A 15,358-nucleotide genomic window follows, 5' to 3' on the forward strand; every position below is an offset into this window, starting at 1 on the left:
CCCCTCCGGGCGGGTGTCCACCGCCGGACCGCACGGCAGGATGTGTCGCGCGAGGGGGCATCCTCGCCCTACGACCGGTGGGACGCCACCCCGAGGACCGGACGCCTTCCGGACCGTCGTGCTCCGCGGTCGCGCGCCGCGGGGAGTGCCCGGCGCACAATGAACCCGGGAAGCAGTGCGAGCAGTCGATCTCACGGAGCCGCCCACGGCGGCTCCGGTCGTCGAGAGGTCGTGGAGAGAAGGAACGATGGGCGAGCACGGTGTCGCCTCGGCCGCGGTGGACGCCCGGGGGGTGATCGTCGCGTGGAGCACCGGCGCCCGTGATCTGCTCGGCTACGGGCCCGAGGAGGTGCTCGGCCGGCCCGCCGCCGAACTGCTGACCGGCCCCTTTCCCACCCCGGCCCGGCACCGTCTCACCCAGCGGGCCGAATGGCGCGGCCCCCTCGACGCCCGGCACCGCGACGGCCACCGCGTCGAGCTGGAACTGGTGGTCCACCCCCTCACGGACGCGGCGGGCGAGGACCAGTGGTTCGTGACGGCCACCGTTCCCGAACCCGTGGCCCGGCTGCGGGGCTGGGCCCTGGACCAGTTGCCCGTACCGATCGCGCTGTTCGACCAGGACGGGCTCGCCGTGGCCACGAACTCCGCCATGGAGGGCGTGATGGGCAGGCCGGAGAAGGACCTCCTCGGCCGCCGGGTGGGGGAGTCCGTCGACGGCACGCGCAGACTCCCCGGCTTCGAAGGGCTCGACGCCGCCGTGCGCCGCGTCCTGCGCACGGGCGAGCCGGTGCCGTACGAGGCATGGCTGCACGCGCCCGGCGAGGCCCGCGAACACGCCTGGCTGGTGTCGCTGAGCCCGCTGAAGGACGACCTCGGCGCGGTGCGCGGCATGTGCCTGGTGGCGCTGGACAGCACCGAGCAGTTCCTCGCCCGCCGCCGGCTGACCATGGTGAACGAGTCCGGCGGCCGCATCGGCTCCACCCTGGACGTGGCGCGCACCGCGGAGGAGCTCGCGGAGGTGTGCACCGACTACTTCGCCGACTTCGTCATGGTGGACCTGCTCGACTCGGTGCTGGCCGGTGAGGAGGCGCCCCTCCTGCCGGGCGCGGGCCCCCTGCTCTTCCGCCGCACCGCCCAGCGGTCCGTGCTGGAGGGCTGCCCCGAGGCCGTCATCCCCGTCGGCAGCCGCCACACCTACGACGAGAACTCACCGCCGGGCCGCGCCCTGACCAGCGGTCGCGCCCTGCTGTACGACGTCGACGACACCGTCCGGCAGCGGTGGGCCGCGGGCACGGCCGCGCGGGACCGCAGCATCGACGCCCACGGCATCCACTCCCTGATGGCGGTACCCCTGCGGGCCCGCGGCGTCACGCTCGGTCTGTCGCTCCTCGCCCGCCACCGCACCCCGGAGCCCTTCACCGACGACGACCTGATGCTCGCCGAGGAGCTGGCCGCCCGCGCCGCCGTGTGCGTCGACAACGCCCGCCGCTACACCCGTGAGCACGCCATCGCGCTCGGACTCCAGCGCAGCCTGCTGCGCCACCACGCGCCCCGGCAGGCCGCCGTCGAGATCGCCTCCCGGTACCAGCCGGCCAGCTCCCGCGCCGGGATCGGCGGCGACTGGTTCGACGTCATCCCGCTGTCCGGGGCGAGGGTGGCGCTCGTCGTCGGCGACGTCGTGGGCCACGGTGTGCAGGCCTCGGCGACCATGGGCCGGCTGCGGACCGCCGTGCGCACGCTGGCCGACGTCGACCTCGCCCCGGACGAGCTGCTCACCCAGCTCGACGACATCGTCCTGCGCCTGGACACCGAGACGGCGGCGGACGGTGACGACGACGCCATCAGCCCCGGCGAGATCGGCGCGACCTGCCTGTACGCCGTCTACGACCCCGTCTCGCGCCGCTGCTCCATGGCCAGGGCGGGCCACCCGCCGCCCGCCCTGGTCGCCCCGGACGGCGAGGCGGACTTCCTCGACCTGCCGACCGGGCCGCCCCTGGGCGTGGGAGGGCTGCCGTTCGAGACGGCGGAGTTCGACCTCGACGAGGGCAGTGTGCTCGCCCTGTACACGGACGGCCTCGTCCACACCGCCGGCCACGACGTGGACGACGGGCTCACCCTGCTGCGCGAGGCGCTCGCCGGCAAGAACCGGCCCCTGGAGGAGACCTGCGACGGGGTCCTGCGCGGCCTGCTGACGGACCGCCCCGCCGACGACGTCGCCCTGCTCCTGGCCCGCACCCACGGCCTCGCCGCCGACCAGGTCGCCACCTGGGACGTCCCCGCCGACCCCACCTTCGTCGCGCAGGCCCGCAAGCTGGTCTGCGACCAGCTCGCCGCCTGGCAGCTGGACGACCTCTCCTTCGTCACCGAGCTGATCGTCAGCGAACTGGTCACCAACGCCATCCGCTACGGCGACGCCCCCGTGCAGCTGCGGCTGATCCGCGACGCCACCCTCATCTGCGAGGTGTCCGACGCCAGCAGCGCCGCCCCGCACATGCGCCGGGCGCGCGCCTTCGACGAGGGCGGCCGCGGCCTCCTCCTCGTCGCCCAGCTCAGCCGCCGGTGGGGCAGCCGCCACACCCGCACGGGCAAGACCATCTGGGCGGAACAGGCACTGCCGGACGAGACGACGGGCCCGTAGGACCGCACCGTCCGGTTTGACCGGTGGCCACCCGGTGGGACGGTGGGACGACAAGGAGTTCTCCGGAGCGTTCGGCGAAGCCGGTACGACAGCCAGCGAAGGAGCCGCCGCCATGGCCGCCGTCGACATCAGCCCCGCAGCGGCTCTGCACCGCAGAGCGAAGTACCCCACCCCCGCCGCCCTCCACTACGAGGGCCAGGAGTTCTCCGCCGCCCGGCTCAGCCGTACCGCCGTGGAACTGGCCGCCGGACTGGCCGAACAGGGGCTGCGCCGCGGCGACCGGATCGCCTACCTCGGCCTCAACAGCGCCGCCTTCTTCCACACCCTGTTCGCCGCCGCCCACCTCGGGGCCGTCTTCGTCCCCGTCAACTTCCGTCTCGTCGCCGAGGAGGTCCGCGACGTCCTCGCCGACAGCGGGGCCCGCACCCTGGTCGTCGAGGAGGGGCACCGCGTACTGGTCGAGTCGGTGCGCGACGACGTCCCGGCCCGCCGTCACGTCCTCGTCGACAACGACCCCGCCTGCCCCGCCGCCGGGACGCCCCCGGCCGGATGGACGCCGCTGTCGCGGCTGCTCGGGCCCGGCCGCGCCGAACGGCCGCCGGTGCCCCTGTACGAGGACGACCTCGGTGTGCTGATGTACACCTCGGGCACCACCGGCCGCCCCAAGGGCGTCATGCTCACACACGGCAACCTGTGGTGGAACGCGGTGAACGTCGACGGCATGGTCGACACCCGCTCCGACGACGTGAACCTGGCCGTCGCCCCGCTCTTCCACATCGGCGGCCTCAACGCCCTCACCCTGCGGACCCTGCTGCGCGGCGGCACGGTCGTCCTGCGCCGGGGCTTCGACCCCGCCCAGTGCCTGGACGACCTCGTACGCCACCGGGTCACGGGCCTCTTCGCGGTGCCGCCCATGTACGCCGCCCTCTCCCGGGTGCCGGGCTTCGCCGAGGCCGATCTGAGCGCGCTGCGGTCGCCGATCGTCGCGGGCGCCCCCGTGCCGCCGCGGCTCATCCACGACTGGGCCGACCGCGGTGTCCTGCTCCAGCAGGCGTGGGGGCTCACCGAGACGGCCCCCTTCGCCACGTATCTGCCCGCCGCGCTGACCCGGGAGAAGACCGGCTCCGCCGGCGCCCCCATGCCGTACACCGAGATCTGTGTCGTGGACCCCGCCACCGGGGCCAGGGTCGACGAGGCCGACGTCCGCGGCGAGATCTGCGTGCGCGGCCCCAACGTCACGCCCGGCTACTGGAACAACCCCGAGGCGACCGCCGCCGCCTTCGACGACGCCGGCTGGTTCCACTCCGGCGACATCGCCCACCGGGACGAGGACGGCTTCTACTACATCGTCGACCGTCTCAAGGACATGATCATCAGCGGGGGCGAGAACATCTACCCGGCCGAGGTCGAACGCGTCCTCGCCGCCTGCCCCGGTGTCCTGGAGGCGGCCGCCCTCGGCGTCCCCGACCCCGAGTGGGGCGAGACCGTCCTCGCCGTCCTCACCTGCGCGCCCGGAGCGGAACTCTCCCTGGAGGACATCCGGGCGTTCGCCGGTCGGCATCTCGCCGGCTACAAGCTCCCCACCCGGCTGCTGCTCCTCGACCGACTGCCGCGCAACGCCAGCGGCAAGCTCGCCAAGGCCGAACTGCGCAGCCTGGCGGAGTCCCAGCCCGCCACGGAGACCCTCTGACCAGGACCCGGGGGGAGGGTGACGAATAACCGGACCATTGTCTGGAGACCCGCGGGACCGACCAGGCCCCTGCGGGACTGGACGGACCACGTCGCCCGGTACCCCGTCGCCGAGGCGGGGCCGGCCGAGGCGCTGCGGCAGGCCGCCTGCGCGCCGGGGCGCCCCGGCCAGCCGCGGCCAGCCGGGCCCCGCGTCCCTGCGCTCCGCGATCGAACCGCTGCTCAAGGTCCATCACGGGGCGGGCGCCGTCCGGCCGGACTGACCGCCGACGACTTCGCGCTGGCCATCGCGGGCGCCTCCCCGGGGCTGAGATGTCGACATTTCTGCCCAAACGGCGCATAGCTCCTCGACGCGCGGATACGCGTGGCGCATGGTGCGGACACTGAAACGGCTCAGATGGCATGGCGAACACCACGCGCACGACCGCGAGGCCGATGCCGTGGAGGAACGGATGGACCGGCGGCCGCCGGAGGAACAGCCGCGCTCCGAGCCCGAGGACCGGGAGGAGCGGGCGCCCGGCGAGCGGTCCGTCGGACCGGACGAGCAGGTGGAGCGGCGGGCCCCGGACCAGCCCACGCAGGTCCTCAAGCGCTCCTGGTCGGCGGTGCTGAAGGGGACGCTGAAGGAGTTCAAGGACGACGAACTCACCGACCGGGCCGCGGCCCTGACGTACTACGGGATCCTCTCGCTCTTCCCCGCACTGCTGGTGCTCGTCTCCCTCCTGGGGATCACCGGCCGGTCGGCGACCCAGCAGGTGCTGGACAACATCCAGAGCCTGGCCCCGGGTTCCGCGCGGGACATCCTCCAGGACGCCGTGCGGCAACTCCAGGGCAACGCCGGTATCGGCTCGGTCATGGCGATCGTCGGCCTGTTGCTGGCGGTGTGGTCGACCTCCGGCTACGTCGCCGCGTTCATCCGCACGGCCAACGCCGTCTACGACATCCCCGAGGGCCGGCCCGTCTGGAAGGTCCTGCCCATCCGGGTCGCCGTGACGGTCGTCCTGCTGGTCCTCGCCGTGATCAGTGCCCTGATCGTCGTGTTCACCGGGGCCCTGGCCCGCGAGGCGGGCTCCGCGCTGGGGATGGGCGACACGGCCCTGACCGTGTGGTCGATCGCCAAGTGGCCGGTGCTGGTGGCGCTGGTCACCGTCATGATCGCGCTGCTGTACTGGGCCACTCCCAACGCCAAGGTGCGCGGTTTCCGTTGGGTGACCCCCGGCAGTTTCCTGGCGCTGCTGATCTGGATGGTCGCCTCGGCCGGGTTCGCGCTGTACGTGGCGAACTTCGGCTCGTACAACAAGACGTACGGCACCCTCGCCGGTGTCATCGTCTTCCTGGTGTGGCTCTGGATCACGAACCTGGCGATTCTGCTGGGCCTGGAGTTCGACGCCGAGCTGGCCCGGCAGCGGGCCGTCGCGGGGGGCCATCCGGTCGAGGAGGAGCCGTACGTCCAGCCTCGCGACACACGGAAGTGGACCGAGGAGGACCGACGACGGCTCGGCACCTGACCGCCGGTGAGGGGACAGCTCGTGAAGACGGGGTCGCCGCCCCGGGCGGCGCGGACGGAGGAAGCCGCCCCGGAAGGGGGTGGGGGAGCTGCGCGCGGCGGACCGGCGGCTGTCCCGCCGGGCGATCGGCCGCGGGCCCGCGTGGGCGATGCATGTGCTGCCCGCTGTGGAGGAGACGGCCGAACACACGAAGCTGTGGGCCGTCGCGGTGCCGCCGGCCGCCACGGGATGGCGCGGCCGGGTCGCCGCGGCCGCCGGCGTGACGGGCATGACGACGGCGTGACGGGCATGACGACGGCGCCGCTGCTGTCCAACCTCGTCACCAAGCAGCTGTACCTCGTCACCAAGCAGCTGTACCGGCGCCGGCGCCCGCCCGCTGAGTGGGTCCCGCCGGACGAACTGGAGGACCGTCCCGAGAGTTCCTCCTTCCCCTCCGGGCACACGGCCGCGGCGGTCGCCTTCGCGGACTCCGTCGGTGCCGTGTGGCCGCCCGCCGGCACGACCTGCGGGGCGCTGGCGGTGCCGGTGGCCGTCGAACGCGTGCACAGTGGCGCGCACTATCCCTCCGACGTGGCCGCCGGCGCCGCGATCGGCCTGGCCTCGGCGGTCCTCGTCCGCAGGGCGCCCCGGCTGCCCCGGCTGCTGTGGCGCCAAGTCCGCTGACCGGTGCACGGTGGAGCCGTGGATCCCCCTCCGGTGCCGCCCGCCGAGACCCCGCCCCCCGAGCCGGCGGCCGACCTCGAGCAGGCCGCCGACCACCACCCCGGCGCCGCCCCTGACGGCCCCCTCGTCCCCTGGCGGGAGTTCGACCGGCTCTTCGAGGCCGTCCGCACGTGGGGCCGCTGGGATCCCGCCGACCGCGGTGCGTGGAACCGGGTGACCGAGGAGCATGTGCGGCGGGCCGCCGCCCGTGTGCGGTCGGGGCGGGTCGTCCCGATGGCCCTGCCCTGGAACACCCGGCCGGGCCCGGACAACCGCAAGCCCGCCCTGCACCACATGACCGACCTCGGCGACGTGGAGAGCCCCGAACCCACGACCCACAAGGACTTCCTCGCCGCCGACTACCACGGCAAGGGCGTCACCCATCTGGACGCGCTGTCCCACATCGCCTACCGGGGGCGGCTCTACGACGGCAGGGCGGCCCGCGAGTCCGTGGACGCGACCGGTGCCCGCTTCGGCGCGGTCGCCGCGCTCGGCCCCCTCGTCACCACGGGCGTGCTGCTCGACCTCCCCGCCGTCCTCGGCGTCCGCTGGCTGGAGCCGGGGCGTGCCGTGCGCGCGCAGGACGTCCTCGCCGCGGAGCGGGCACTCGGCGTGACGATCGGCGAGGGCGACGCCGTCCTGCTGCGCTCCGGCCACGTCCGCCGCCGTAACGAACTCGGCGCCTGGGACCCCGACACCGCGAGCGCCGGGTTCCACGTGGACGCCCTGCCCCTGCTGGCCGAGCGGGGCATCTCCCTGCTCGGCGGTGACGGCGACAGCGACGTACGCCCATCGCCCGTCCCGGGGGTGCACTCGCCGGTCCACGCCCTCGCCGTGACCGCGATGGGGGTGCCCCTGCTGGACAACCTCGATCTGGAGGCGCTCTCCGCGGCCACCGCGGAGACGGGGCGGTACGCGTTCCTGCTCGTCGTGGCCCCGCTGAACGTCCCCGGCGGGACCGGCTCACCGGTCAATCCGGTCGCGGTCCTGTGACCGCCCTCGCCGACCGTGACTCGTGTTGTCGATGCCCGTATCCTCGTCAATGCCGGATACTTCCGAAAAGCGGGTTATCGAAGGCGCGTGTGAGGCGAGCGTGGTCAGGTCCGACGGCGAGCCGATCCTCACGGGCCGTGCGACAGAAGGCACGGGGCCCGCTCGTTTTCGTGAGCTCTTCCTCCAGGGCGAACCCGTGGAGAGCGGTGTGCGGACGTCGATCCTCCACTCGTGGAGGCGCTCCCGGTCCCTGGGGCTGTCGCCGAACCAGTCCGAGCTGCCCTTCGACGACGACTTCGACCCCGACGGCCGTATCGTCCGCGCGGCCAGGCCGGTGCTCGACCGGCTGCAGGCCAGGTTCGCCGGCAGCGCCATGAACATCTCCCTGGCCGACGCGAACGGGACGGTGCTGATGCGCCGGTTCGGGCGGGCGTCGATGGCCCGCAGCCTCCCGGCGATCCAGACCGTGCCCGGGTTCGTCTTCGCCGAGCGGTTCGCCGGCACCAACGGCATCGGCCTCGCCCTGGCGGAGCGGCGGCTCATCGGCGTCTACGGCGCCGAGCACTTCGCCGAACGCTCCCAGGGCAGCGCCTGCCGCGCCCTGCCCGTCCGGGACCCGCTCAGCGGCCGTATCGAGGGCGTCCTGTGCTTCGGCTACCCCCGCAGCGCGGAGGACCCGGCGCTGACCCCCGTGATCCGCAAGGCCGCCGCGGCCATCGAGCGGCGGCTGCTGGCACAGAGTTCCGCCCGTGAGCGCTCGCTGCTCCAGGCCTACGCGGCGGCCGGGGCCAAGGCCGGCGGCGGCCTGCACCACAGCGTCCGGATGGACGCCCTGGCCCTCGAACTCGGACCCGGCGACCGGGCGATCCTCATGGAGAAGGCCGCCGAGCTGATCTCCCTCGCCCAGCGGGCCGCCGTCGACGTGCCCCTGCCCGACGGGCGGCGCATCACCCTGGTGAGCCGCCCCGTGACGAGCGCCTCCGGAGTGGAAGGCGTCGCCATCGAGGCCGTCCTCCCCGGCCCCTCCCGCGCGCTCCCGGACCTGCCGCGCCAGTTCGAGCAACTGCTCGGACCGGGTGCCGCCCCCACCGGCCTCCCGCCGCTGGACGGCGTCCCCCTGGTCGCCGTCCCCACCGGGCCGGCCGATGCCGGAACCCTCGCCGGTCAGGCCCACGAAACCGCCGTCGCCGATCAGGTCCCCGGCACCACGGCTGCCCCCGCCGTCGTACCCCTCGACGTCGACGGCGTCCCGGACGACCACCCGCGTCCCGCGCCCACCCCGCGAGGGCTGCTGATGGTGGGAGAGCCGCATGTCGGGACGTTCGCCCTGGCCGCACGCCGCCGCCTGGAGCTGTTGTCGGAGGCCGGCACCCGTATAGGCACCACCCTCGACGTGCGCCGTACCGCCCAGGAACTCGCCGAGACGGTCGTCCCGCGACTGGCCGACCACGTCACCGTCGACCTGGCCGAACCCGTCCTGCGCGGCGAGGAGGCCACGGACCCCCGCACCGACCTGCGCCGCACGGTGGTCCACGGCGTCGGCGGCGACCTGCCCTTCTGCCCCGCCGGGAAGCAGGTCGAGTACGGTCCGACCGCGCCCCAGCTGCGCAGTCTGACCGGCGGGGAAGCGGTCCTCGTGCCCGACCTGAAGGACGCCGTCGACTGGCTCGCCCAGGACCCCGAGCACACCGAGCGGCTGCTGCGCCACGTCCGCTCCCTCATCGCGGTACCCCTGGTCGCCCGCGGGGTCGCCCTGGGCGTCGCCACCTTCTACCGGGCCCACGACTCGGCGCCCTTCGACGACGACGACCGCCGGCTGGCACAGGAACTCGCCCACCGCGCCGCCCTGTCCCTCGACAACGCCCGCCGCTACACGCGCGAACGCACCATGGTCCTGGCCCTCCAGCGCAGCCTCCTCCCGCACGGTGTGCCCGACCAGGACGCCGTCGAGGTCGCCCACCGCTATCTGCCCGCCGAGTCCGACGTCGGCGGCGACTGGTACGACGTCATCCCGCTCTCCGGCGCCCGCATCGGCCTCCTCGTCGGCGACGTCGTCGGCCACGGCCTGTTCTCCGCCGCCACCATGGGCCGGCTGCGCACGGCCGCCCGCAGCTTCGCCGAACTCGACTTCCCGCCGGACGAGGTCCTCACCCACCTCGACAACCTCGTGGGCCGGCTGGACCGCGAGGACCCCGCCTCCGGCGGCGCCGGCATCATCGGCGCGACCTGCCTCTACGCCGTCTACGACCCGACCACCCAGCGGTGCGCCATGGCCCGGGCCGGCCATCCGCCGCCCGCGCTGGTCCGCCCCGACGGCACCGTCTCCTTCCCCGAGCTGCCCGCCGGGCCCCCGCTCGGACTGGGCGGCCTGCCCTTCGAGGCCGTCGAGCTCCACCTCCCCGAGGGCAGTGAGCTGGTCCTCTACACCGACGGGCTCATCGAGGACCGCAGCCGCGACGTCGACGTGGTCCTCGACCAGTTGAGCACCACCCTCTCCCGGGCCGAGCGCACCCCGGAGGAGACCTGCCGGGCGGTCCTGGACACCGTGGCACCGGCCCACCCGGCCGACGACATCGCCGTGGTCGTGGCCCGCACCCACGCCTTCGACCCCGACCGCATCGCCACCTGGGAGCTGCCCGCCGACCCGGCCCGCGTCAGCGAGGTCCGCGCCCTGGCCCTGCGCAGGCTCACCGAGTGGGGCCTCGACGAGGCGGCCTTCGCCGCGGAGCTGATGCTCAGCGAGCTGGTCACCAACGCGATCATCCACGGCAGCGGGCCCATCCGGGTCCGGCTGCTGCGCGACCGCTGTCTGATCTGCGAGGTCTCCGACACCAGCAACACCGCGCCGCATCTGCGCCGCGCGGCCAGCACCGACGAGGGCGGCCGCGGTCTGTTCCTCGTCGCCCAGCTGGCGCAGAGCTGGGGGACCCGCTACACCCCCGAGGGCAAGGTCATCTGGGCCGCCTGCGGCCTCGACGGCGTCTGAGACGAGGCGTCCAGCGGCAGCGCGCGGCGAAATGCCTGAATTACTGTGATACGTACGTCTAGTATCGCTGACGCGAGTCGCGACGAACTCGCCGCCCGCGCCAGGCCGACCCCCGGAGCTGTCCGTGCACGACGTTCACGACACCTCTGCGCAGGAGGTCCCCGCCGACAGGACGGAACCGCTGGTCCGCATCCGCGGCCTCACCAAACGGTTCGGCGGGACCCTCGCGCTGGCCGGGGTCGACCTGGACGTCCACGCCGGCAGCGTCCTCGCCCTCCTCGGCCCCAACGGAGCCGGCAAGTCCACCCTCATCAAGGTCCTCGCCGGCGTCCACCACGCGGACGCCGGACGGATCACGGTCGACGGACACCCGCTCGGCGGCCAGGCCGCCGCCCACCGCATGTCCTTCATCCACCAGGACCTCGGGCTCGTGGAGTGGATGACCGTCGCCGAGAACATCGCCCTGAGCACCGGGTACGCCCGCCGCGCCGGGCTGATCTCCTGGCGCCGCACCTCGGAGCGCTGCGCCGAGGCCCTGCGGACCGTCGCCGGTCACCTCGACCCCGACACCACCGTGTCCCGGCTCGGCCCGGCCGAGCGCTCCCTCGTCGCCGTCGCCCGCGCCCTCGCGGCCCGCGCCCGGCTCATCGTCCTCGACGAGCCGACCGCCCGCCTGCCCGCCGCCGACTGCGCCCGGCTCTTCCACGTCCTGCGCTCCCTGCGCGACGCGGGCCACGGCATCCTCTACGTCAGCCACCGCCTGGACGAGGTGTACGAGGTCGCCGACACCTTCGCCGTCCTGCGCGACGGCCGCCTCGTCCGCCACGGCCCCCTGGCCGGCCACACCCCCGGCCGTCTCGTCCGCGACATCACCGGCGAGGAACCGGCCGACCACCCCCCGTCCCCGGTCCGCGCCGACGGCCCGCCCGTCCTGCGGCTCGACGGCGTACGCACCTCCGGAACCGGGCCGGTCGACCTCGACCTGAGGGCCGGCGAGGCCGTGGGCCTGGTCGGCCTCTCCGGCGCCGGACACATGGACCTCGGCCGGGCCCTCGCGGGCTCCCGGCCCCTCCTCGGCGGACGGGCCCTGCTCGCGGGCCGCCCCTACCGGCCCCGTACCGTCCCCGACGCGGTCGCCCGGGGGGTCGCCTTCGTGCCCGGCGACCGGCAGCGGGAGGGCTGCCTCACCGAGCTGACCGTGCGGGAGAACCTGCTGGCCAACCCGGGGGCGGCGGGCCCGTCGGCGCCGCGCTGGATCCGGCCCCGCCGCGAACGCGCCGAGGCCGTCACCCTGATCGACCGGTTCGCCGTCCGGCCCCGGGACAGCGAGGCCGTCATCGCCACCCTGTCCGGCGGCAACCAGCAGAAGGTCGTGCTCGGCCGCTGGCTCCGCACCACACTCCGCCTGCTGATCCTGGAGGAGCCCACGGCGAGCGTCGACGTCGGGGCCAAGGCCGCCATCCACCGGCTGCTCGACGCGGCGCTCGCCCGGGGCCTCGCCGTCCTGCTGCTCTCCACCGACTTCGAGGAGATCACGGGGGTCTGCGGGCGCGCCCTGGTGTTCGTCCGCGGAACCGTGACGACCGAACTGAGCGGCCCCGCCCTCACCGTCGCGGCCCTCACCCGGGCGGCCTCGGCGCTGCCCCCCTCCCGAACCGCCGGGACCCCATGACGGCCCCGCCCGCCCCGCCCCCGCCCGGGCCCCGCCGCCGCAACCCGCCGCGCCGGCCGGCCCGCCCCGGCCGCCCCGCACGCCGCGGCGGGCACCTCGTCGGCGCCTACGGACTCCTCGGCCTCACCGCCCTGCTCTACCTGGTCTTCTCCCTCACCCTGCCGCGCACCTTCCCCACCCTGGACACCCTCGACTCGATCCTGTCCACACAGTCCATCCCGGCCGTCCTCGCCCTGGCCGCCATGGTCCCCATCGTCACCGGCGCCTTCGACCTCTCCCTCGGCTACGGCCTCGGACTGGCGCACGTCATGGTGCTGCACCTCGTCGTCGACGCGGGCTGGCCCTGGCCGCTCGCCTGCCTCGCCGTGATCGCCGGGGGACTGGCCGCGGGCGTCGTCAACGGCGTCGTCGTCGAGTTCGGCCGGATCGACTCCTTCATCGCGACGCTGGGCACCGGCAGCATGATGTACGCCCTGACCGGCTGGATCACCGACGGCGGCCGTATCGTCCCCGGCCCGGAGGGACTGCCCGCCGGCTTCACCGACCTCTACGACTCCACCTTCCTCGGCCTGCCCGTCCCGGCCTTCTACGTCCTCGCGCTCACGGTCGCCCTCTGGGTGGTGCTGGAGCGGCTGCCGCTCGGCCGGTACCTGTACGTCGTGGGTTCCAACCCGCGCGCCGCCGACCTCGTCGGCATCCCGGTCCGCAAGTACACCGTGTGCGCCTTCGCGACCTCCGGGCTGATCGTCGGCTGCGCGGGCGTCCTGCTCGCCGCCCAGCAGCAGATCGGCAACCCCAGCGTCGGCCTCGACTATCTGCTGCCCGCCTTCGTCGGCGCGCTCCTCGGCGCCACCGCGATCAGACCCGGCCGCCCCAACCCCCTCGGCACCCTCGTCGCGGTCGCCGTCCTCGCCGTCGGCCTCACCGGCATCGCCCAGATGGGCGCCGAGTTCTGGACGGTCCCGCTGTTCCACGGCGGCACCCTGCTGCTCGCTGTCGGCCTGGCGGGCTACTCCGCGCGCCGCAGGCTCCGTACCGGAGCAGCCATCACCTCCGACACGGAGGCCGCCCCGCCCCGCGGCGGCGGCCCATGACCCGGACCGCCCGCACCGGCCCCGAGCCCGGCACCCCTCTGCGAGGAGCCCCCGTGCACCACCACCGCACCCCCACCCCCGGCGCCCGCCCTACCCGGTCGGCCGCCACCCTCCTGCTGGCCGCGGCCGCCGCCCTGAGCGGCTGTGAACGCGGCTCGTCGAACGGCTCCGGGGACGCCTCCGACGCGGCGAACGGCTGTCCCGCCGTCCATGCCAGGGCCCAGGCCGCCGTCGGCAGGGCGGAGCGGACCGACGTCCCCTGGAACGGGCCGACCACCGGACCCAGGGCGGTCACCGGCAGGACCCTCGTCTTCGTCGCCCAGACGATGACGAACCCGGGTGTCGCCGGTGCCGCCGACGCCGTACGGGAGGCCGCGGGGGTCATCGGCTGGAGCGTCCGGGTGATCGACGGCGGCGGCACCCCGGCGGGCATCCAGGCGGCGATGAGCGAGGCCCTCGCCCTCAGGCCCTCCGGCATCGTCATCGGCGGCTTCGACCCCAACTCGACCTCGCAGCAGGTCGCCCGGGCGAACGCGGCGGACATCCCGCTCGTCGGCTGGCACGCGGTCGCGGCCCCGGGCCCCAGCAGACAGCCCCCGCTCTTCACCAACGTCACCACCCGGGTCGAAGACGTGGCGAGGATCAGCGCCCAGTGGGTCATCGCGGACTCCGACGGGAACGCCGGGACCGTGGTCTTCACCGACGCCTCGATCCCCTTCGCCAAGCACAAGTCCGAGCTGATCAGGAAGGAGCTGGCCACCTGCTCGGGCGTACGGCTGCTGGCCTACGAGAACATTCCGATCCCGGACGCGAGCAGCCGCACGCCCCGCGAGGTCTCCTCACTGCTCTCCCGCTTCCAGGACCGGTGGACCCACTCCGTGGCCATCAACGACCTGTACTTCGCCGACGCCGCCCCGGCGTTCCGGGCGGCCGGACGCGAGGGGGCCGGTCCGCCCGCCAACATCGGTGCGGGAGACGGCGACCCCTCCGCGTTCCAGCGCGTCACCAGCCGCCGGTACCAGGCAGCCACCGTCCCCGAGCCGCTGTCGCTCCAGGGCTGGCAGATCGTCGACGAGTTCAACCGCGCCTTCTCCGGCGACCCCGCCAGCGGGTATGTGGCCCCCGTCCACATCAGCACCGCCGACAACAGCGAGGGCGCCACGACCTGGAACCCCTCCGGCTACCAGGAGGCGTACCGGAAGATCTGGGGCAGGTGACGGACCCGACCCGGGCGGCCGGGGGCGATGTCAGTCCTCGACACGGAGATCGAAGTGGACGCGGTCGCCCTCCAGGGTGATGTAGCCCTGGCCCTCTGCGTCCTTGTAGACGCCGGTGCCGCCCGCGATGGCCGTCTTGGCCGTGATCGGCGCCCGGTTCTCGCGGGTGATCATGTCGTGCAGGGTGATCTCCCCCTTCTTCAGCCGCAGGACGCGGGTGCACTGCGCGGTCACCCGGTGCCCGGTGACCTCGACGGCGGCGCATCGCGCGCCGGCGTCGCCGGCGAACTTCTTCTTCGGTGTGTACAGCTTCAGATGAGTGACCCAGCTGTCGCCGGGCTCGACGTGCCAGGGCTTCGTGTCGACGTCCGTGACGCCGGTGAGCCTGACGCGCACGACGTCGTCGTCCTTGGCGGCCGCGCCCGCCGGAGCGACGGCGGTCAGGGCGAGGGCGGCGGTCAGGGTGGCGGCGGTCACCGCGCGGCGGACAGGGGCGGAGGGCATGGGGTCTCCCGCGAGTAGGTGTCGGTCGGCTTCGGGCACCCCGGCCACCGGGGCACCGGCGAGCCATTCCACGCCTCCGCGCCCCACCGGACAACGCGCCTCGCGCGCCCCACCGCCCCTGCCACCCGGCCAGGCGAACAGCGAAGGGCAGACCCCCGGCCGCCCGTCACCCTCGGTCGTGTCCGCAAAGTCCCGCCTGCCCCGCGACGCCTGGCACGCCACCTAGGTGCAATGCCGGTGACTTAAGTGGTTTTGTCTCATTGTCGTTCGTGTGGCGAGGGTGGGGCAGGCCAGGACGCCTGCGGGTGAGCGGTTGTCGGACCGGATCGCTGTCGGGGTGCTGACGCAGGCGTTT

11 protein-coding genes are annotated in these 15,358 nt (G+C 74.3%); 10 read left to right on the forward strand and 1 reads right to left on the reverse strand.

Going from position 1 to position 15,358, the window contains the following annotated elements:
* Positions 1–247: 247 nt before the first annotated feature.
* The 10 genes from ACZ4Z2_RS28945 to ACZ4Z2_RS28990 all read left to right on the forward strand — a co-directional run bounded on the left by ACZ4Z2_RS28945 (position 248) and on the right by ACZ4Z2_RS28990 (position 14,499).
* Positions 248–2,638 (forward strand): SpoIIE family protein phosphatase, encoded by a 2,391-nt coding sequence (locus ACZ4Z2_RS28945; RefSeq protein WP_468079917.1) that lies wholly within the window; start codon positions 248–250, stop codon positions 2,636–2,638.
* A 112-nt stretch (positions 2,639–2,750) separates the two neighbouring features.
* Positions 2,751–4,328 (forward strand): AMP-binding protein, encoded by a 1,578-nt coding sequence (locus ACZ4Z2_RS28950; RefSeq protein ID WP_468079919.1) that lies wholly within the window; start codon positions 2,751–2,753, stop codon positions 4,326–4,328.
* Between the two features lie 370 nt (positions 4,329–4,698).
* A complete protein-coding gene (locus ACZ4Z2_RS28955) occupies positions 4,699–5,835 on the forward strand; it encodes a YihY/virulence factor BrkB family protein (RefSeq protein WP_468079921.1) in 1,137 nt (378 codons plus the stop codon).
* A gap of 79 nt (positions 5,836–5,914) precedes the next feature.
* On the forward strand, positions 5,915–6,118 hold the full coding sequence (locus ACZ4Z2_RS28960) for a hypothetical protein (RefSeq protein ID WP_468079922.1): 204 nt from the start codon (positions 5,915–5,917) through the stop codon (positions 6,116–6,118).
* 5 nt (positions 6,119–6,123) lie between these two features.
* Entirely contained in the window at positions 6,124–6,498 is a 375-nt protein-coding gene (locus ACZ4Z2_RS28965; RefSeq protein WP_468079947.1) for a phosphatase PAP2 family protein, read from the forward strand.
* 18 nt (positions 6,499–6,516) lie between these two features.
* A complete protein-coding gene (locus ACZ4Z2_RS28970; protein ID WP_468079924.1) occupies positions 6,517–7,530 on the forward strand; it encodes a cyclase family protein in 1,014 nt (337 codons plus the stop codon).
* Positions 7,531–7,630: 100 nt separating this feature from the next.
* On the forward strand, positions 7,631–10,516 hold the full coding sequence (locus ACZ4Z2_RS28975) for a SpoIIE family protein phosphatase (RefSeq protein WP_468079926.1): 2,886 nt from the start codon (positions 7,631–7,633) through the stop codon (positions 10,514–10,516).
* A 124-nt stretch (positions 10,517–10,640) separates the two neighbouring features.
* Positions 10,641–12,188 (forward strand): sugar ABC transporter ATP-binding protein, encoded by a 1,548-nt coding sequence (locus tag ACZ4Z2_RS28980; protein WP_468079927.1) that lies wholly within the window; start codon positions 10,641–10,643, stop codon positions 12,186–12,188.
* Positions 12,185–13,282 carry an ABC transporter permease gene (locus ACZ4Z2_RS28985; RefSeq protein ID WP_468079929.1) on the forward strand — a complete coding sequence of 366 codons (1,098 nt, stop codon included), beginning with the start codon at positions 12,185–12,187 and terminating at the stop codon, positions 13,280–13,282. Before ACZ4Z2_RS28980 ends, ACZ4Z2_RS28985 begins: the two co-directional genes overlap by 4 nt.
* On the forward strand, positions 13,279–14,499 hold the full coding sequence (locus tag ACZ4Z2_RS28990; RefSeq protein ID WP_468079931.1) for a substrate-binding domain-containing protein: 1,221 nt from the start codon (positions 13,279–13,281) through the stop codon (positions 14,497–14,499). The genes ACZ4Z2_RS28985 and ACZ4Z2_RS28990 overlap by 4 nt, the downstream gene beginning before the upstream one ends.
* Before the next feature lie 30 nt (positions 14,500–14,529).
* Here ACZ4Z2_RS28990 and ACZ4Z2_RS28995 read toward each other — a convergent pair whose 3' ends face one another.
* A complete protein-coding gene (locus ACZ4Z2_RS28995; RefSeq protein WP_468079933.1) occupies positions 14,530–15,003 on the reverse strand; it encodes a hypothetical protein in 474 nt (157 codons plus the stop codon).
* Between the last annotated feature and the right edge of the window lie 355 nt (positions 15,004–15,358).

It is taken from the genome of Streptomyces sp. NPDC030183 (assembly GCF_055573455.1).

What these genes read in the sequence shown, in the direction of transcription:
- ACZ4Z2_RS28945 (WP_468079917.1), top strand. Translation starts at nt 248, where the DNA reads ATGGGCGAGCACGGTGTCGCCTCGGCCGCGGTGGACGCCCGGGGGGTG.
- ACZ4Z2_RS28965 (WP_468079947.1), top strand. Translation starts at nt 6,124, where the DNA reads ATGACGACGGCGCCGCTGCTGTCCAACCTCGTCACCAAGCAGCTGTAC.
- ACZ4Z2_RS28985 (WP_468079929.1), top strand. Translation starts at nt 12,185, where the DNA reads ATGACGGCCCCGCCCGCCCCGCCCCCGCCCGGGCCCCGCCGCCGCAAC.
- ACZ4Z2_RS28955 (WP_468079921.1), top strand. Translation starts at nt 4,699, where the DNA reads ATGGTGCGGACACTGAAACGGCTCAGATGGCATGGCGAACACCACGCG.
- ACZ4Z2_RS28990 (WP_468079931.1), top strand. Translation starts at nt 13,279, where the DNA reads ATGACCCGGACCGCCCGCACCGGCCCCGAGCCCGGCACCCCTCTGCGA.
- ACZ4Z2_RS28950 (WP_468079919.1), top strand. Translation starts at nt 2,751, where the DNA reads ATGGCCGCCGTCGACATCAGCCCCGCAGCGGCTCTGCACCGCAGAGCG.
- ACZ4Z2_RS28995 (WP_468079933.1), bottom strand. Translation starts at nt 15,003, where the DNA reads ATGCCCTCCGCCCCTGTCCGCCGCGCGGTGACCGCCGCCACCCTGACC.